Annotated in this window: 5 protein-coding genes and 1 pseudogene; 4 read left to right on the top strand and 2 right to left on the bottom strand. The window is 67.5% G+C overall.

Translation table 11 applies throughout. From position 1 onward, the window contains the following. Positions 1–135 precede the first annotated feature (135 nt). The 3 genes from AB0M65_RS40515 to AB0M65_RS40505 are packed head-to-tail and all read left to right on the top strand — an operon-like array spanning position 136 to position 1,153. Entirely contained in the window at positions 136–618 is a 483-nt protein-coding gene (locus tag AB0M65_RS40515; protein WP_364040876.1) for an MSMEG_6728 family protein, read from the top strand. Positions 619–620: 2 nt separating this feature from the next. Beyond that, entirely contained in the window at positions 621–830 is a 210-nt protein-coding gene (locus AB0M65_RS40510) for a DUF2945 domain-containing protein (protein ID WP_364040873.1), read from the top strand. Further along, positions 827–1,153, top strand: a complete 327-nt coding sequence (locus AB0M65_RS40505) for a DUF3140 domain-containing protein (RefSeq protein ID WP_364040870.1) — start codon at positions 827–829, stop codon at positions 1,151–1,153. The genes AB0M65_RS40510 and AB0M65_RS40505 overlap by 4 nt, the downstream gene beginning before the upstream one ends. Before the next feature lies 1 nt (position 1,154). Here AB0M65_RS40505 and AB0M65_RS40500 read toward each other — a convergent pair. Together AB0M65_RS40500 and AB0M65_RS40495 are read right to left on the bottom strand one after the other, a co-directional pair. Beyond that, positions 1,155–1,427 (bottom strand): annotated as a pseudogene (locus AB0M65_RS40500) (hypothetical protein); the annotation flags it as partial. A gap of 112 nt (positions 1,428–1,539) precedes the next feature. Further along, the gene (locus AB0M65_RS40495) at positions 1,540–1,716 is read right to left on the bottom strand and encodes a hypothetical protein (RefSeq protein WP_364040867.1); all 177 of its coding nucleotides are present in this window, start codon (positions 1,714–1,716) and stop codon (positions 1,540–1,542) included. 254 nt (positions 1,717–1,970) lie between these two features. Between AB0M65_RS40495 and AB0M65_RS40490 the strand changes: the two genes are divergently transcribed. Then, positions 1,971–3,623, top strand: a complete 1,653-nt coding sequence (locus AB0M65_RS40490) for a glutamate--tRNA ligase family protein (RefSeq protein WP_364040864.1) — start codon at positions 1,971–1,973, stop codon at positions 3,621–3,623. Positions 3,624–3,663: the final 40 nt, after the last annotated feature.

Raw genomic sequence — 3,663 nt, 5'->3', positions numbered from 1 at the left:
GAGTACGACCCGGTACGAGGCCGAAGGGCCCACACCACCAGGAACCACCTGGATCACGAACCCCATCGAACAGATTTGCCAGACACGCCCTAGCCGATCCGGTTTCGGATCCCGCCGGGTGGGGAAGCCGCCGATGTGCAGACGTTTCTCCCGTTCGCCGACTTCCGGGCCTCCGCTGACGCGCTCGACCAGCGGAGGCTCGGCAAACAACGCGTGGAGACCATCCAGGTCCTGCGTGCGTTGACCGTGGCGGGTTACGGCTGGCGCCATCACCCGGCCGCGGCGATGTGGGCGGGCTACGAGGAAGCCCTGGTCCGGTACGGCTTCGACATCTGCGAGGTCTGGTGCGATATCGGCCGCGAGGACACCTGCCACGAAACGCTGCGGCTCGACCTGCTCCGTACCACCGGACTGGACGGGGTCCGCACCCAAGCCGAACTGGCGGCCGGGAAAGACCTCCCGCCCTGGCTCGGCGACATCGATTTCCACCGCAGCCACCAGTCGGCTCTCGTCCGCAAACAACCCGAGCACTACCGAGCGAGGTTCCCGGACGTCCCCGACGACCTGCCCTACGTCTGGCCTGCGTCGGACCGTCCACGCAGGACACCGAAGGAGTGACGTTGACGAACGAGTTCCGCAAAGGCGACAAGGTCCGTTGGAACAGTCACGGCGGCCACGCCGAAGGTGAGGTCCTGAAGAAGCTCACCTCGGACACCGAGGCGGGCGGGCGCACCGTGCGCGCGTCCAAGGAGGAACCGCAGTACCTGGTCCGCAGTGACAAGAGTGGCGGCGAAGCCGTGCACAAGCCCGAGGCGCTGGAGAAGCTGTGAGCGGCGGCAAGGACGTCCACAGCGAGTTCGGCGGAGCGGTCAACATGACCGCGGGCGAACTCGAGAAGTGGCTGAAGACCGACGAATCCCGGCAGGCGGGGCAGCACAAGGGCGGAGGCGAGTCGGTCGGCCACGAATCCGGTCGCCGGATCGTCACGATCCTGCGCACGAAGAAAGCCGATCTGTCCGAAGAGGACGAGAAGCACATGCGCAAGGTCGTCGGCTATGTTCACCGGCACCTCGCCCAGCGGCCGTCGGGCGACATCGAGGACACGACCTGGCGGCATTCGCTGATGAACTGGGGGCACGACCCCTGCAAGTAGCTCAGGTGCTGGGCCGCCCCATCTCGTGACCCGGCCGCCCGTCGGTCCGCCGCCGTCGCTTCAATCGCTCCTCGTGCAAGTGCCGCCGTCCGCCGGTGAGGTCACCGGCGACGTCCCGCGTCATCCCGCGGAAGGCCGCGTAGTAGCCGTCTTCGTACTCATCGATAAGCTGGAAAGTCCACCGCTCCGGCAGTACGTTGAGCCCGACCAGCTCGGTCCGGATCCGCTCGGCCCACTCGGGATGCCCTGCTTCCCGGAGCTCCTCGGCGGCTTCCGCGGAGGTTGAAGCGCTGATGATCGACCGTCACCCGGACTGGGCGGGCAGGGACTGGATCGCCAAGGGCGTCGGCTGCTTCTGCGGTGAGCACCCGGCACGTCCGGTGCACTCAGGACATCAAGCAGCAGGCGCCGGTGAAGCAGCCGAAAGCACCTCCGCTTGACAGGTTCTTCCAGTTGTCGAAGTGGTCGATCACCACGTCGACGGCGGTCTGCCCCGCCGCGGTGACGTCGATCCCGGAGTCGGTGAACAGCGAACGGAGATCGTCGGAAATGGCGGTCTTCATGGGAAATCTCCCTCTGAACCTGCGGTGGTCGGTACCGAAATCGTGCAGGTTCAGGCCCGTCGGCCGACAGTGCGAAGCGCTATCGACGACGTGTGGCTTTCGGCTGCTCCACTCGCTTCACCAGCGTCGCGCAAGTGGAGCAGCCGGCTTCGCGCTGCTTTCCGCCCCACCGTCACCAGGCCGGGAGGCCGGACGGATACTCTCTTCGGTGGCGAGAACAGCCATGCACCACGAGCCGGGAGATCTGAACCGCCATGCTGGACCGAGCAGTCATCGACGCCCTCTTCCCCGCCGACCTGCCCGAACCCGAGCACTGGGAACAGCGCTACCCCGCCCGTGACCTCCCCGAAGGCGCGCAGGTCACTCGCTTCGGACCCTCGCCGACCGGATTCGTCCACGTCGGCGGCATTTACGTCGCGACCATCGACCAGGACGTCGCCCGCCGCACCGGCGGCCGCTATCTGGTCCGGGTCGAGGACACCGACCGGTCCCGCGAAGTCGAAGGTGCCATCGACCAGTTCGAGCGCGGCTTCTCCTACTTCGGCCTCGCCGCCGACGAGGACCTCCACCGCGGTGGCGACTACGGGCCGTACCAGCAGTCCGAGCGTGAGCAGATCTACCTGACCTACGTCCGTCACCTGCTCCGCCTCGGCCGCGCGTACCTCGACTTCGCCACCAAGGACGAGCTGGCGGCGATCACCGCGCGGCAGCAGGCCACGAAGCTGCCGACCGGTTACTACGGCTCGTGGGCCATCTGGCGCGACGCCGCCGACGCCGACGTCCAGGCCAAACTCGACGCCGGCGACCCGTACGTCGTCCGGTTCCGCGCGCCGGACGACACCGGCGCCCGCGCCCGGTTCACCGACGCGATCCGCGGCCCGCTCGAGGCCGAGGCCAACCGTAACGACGTCGTCATCCTCAAGAGCTCCGACCAGAGCCCGCGGCTGCCGACGTATCACTTCGCGCACGCCGTCGACGACCACCTGATGCGCGTCAACCTGGTCATCCGGGGCGACGAGTGGATCTCGTCGGTGCCGACGCACCAGCAGTTGTTCGACGCGCTTGCCTTCGAGCCGATCACGTACGCGCATATCGCGCCGCTGATGAAGCAGGAGGGCGGCAGCAAGCGCAAGCTGTCCAAGCGCAAGGACCCGGAAGCGAGCGTCGACTTCTACATCGAGTCCGGCTATCCCGCGAAGGCCGTCCTCTACTACCTGCGCGGCCTCGCCAACGGCCGTCTCGCCGAATTGCCGCTCGACCAGGCCCTGACCGAGCCGATCAACCTGGACGAATGCGGTGTCGCCGGCCCGCTGGTCGACCTGGTCAAACTCGACGACATCTCGGCCGACCACATCGCCACGCTGTCCGGCGCCGAAATCCTCGCCGAGGTACGTGCGTGGGCGGAGCGGTTCGACCCCGAGCTGCGCACCGTCCTCGACGCCGAACCCGACCTGGCACTGCGTGCGCTGGCCGTCGAGCGTGACGGCGTGGAGAACCCGCGCAAGGACCTGAAGAAGTGGGGCGAGTTCCGCGCCGTCTACGGGTTCTTCTTCCCGCGGCTGCACGCCGTCGTCGCCGGTCCCGACGACGAGCGCATCGCCGCCCTCGGTGTCGACCGCGACGTCGTCCAGGCCGTGGCGCGTGACTTCGTCGGGAACTACCAGCAGCTCGACGACGGCCAGGAGTGGTTCCAGCAGATCCGCGACGTCGCCGCGAAGCACGGTTTCGCGAAGAACGCCAAGGAACTCAAGAAGAACCCTGAAGGCTTCCCCGGGTCCATTCGTGAGGCTTCGCAGATCATCCGGATCGCGATCACGGGTTCGACCCGGAGCCCGGACCTGCACTCGATCACGCAGGCACTGGGGCGCGAAGAGACTCTAGGCCGCTTCAACGGCCTCGTCGGCTGAGGGTCCCGCCTGAAGTACAGGAAGGCCCCCTTCCTTGCGC

Origin of the sequence: Amycolatopsis sp. NPDC051071, assembly GCF_040682875.1 — a bacterium.
In the GTDB taxonomy this organism is placed as follows: Bacteria; Actinomycetota; Actinomycetes; order Mycobacteriales; family Pseudonocardiaceae; genus Amycolatopsis.
This window is presented reverse-complemented; position numbering and strand designations above follow the sequence as displayed.

Bases quoted from the DNA above. Each gene is read 5' to 3' on its own strand.
- AB0M65_RS40495 (WP_364040867.1), bottom strand. From the start codon at position 1,716: ATGAAGACCGCCATTTCCGACGATCTCCGTTCGCTGTTCACCGACTCC.
- AB0M65_RS40490 (WP_364040864.1), top strand. From the start codon at position 1,971: ATGCTGGACCGAGCAGTCATCGACGCCCTCTTCCCCGCCGACCTGCCC.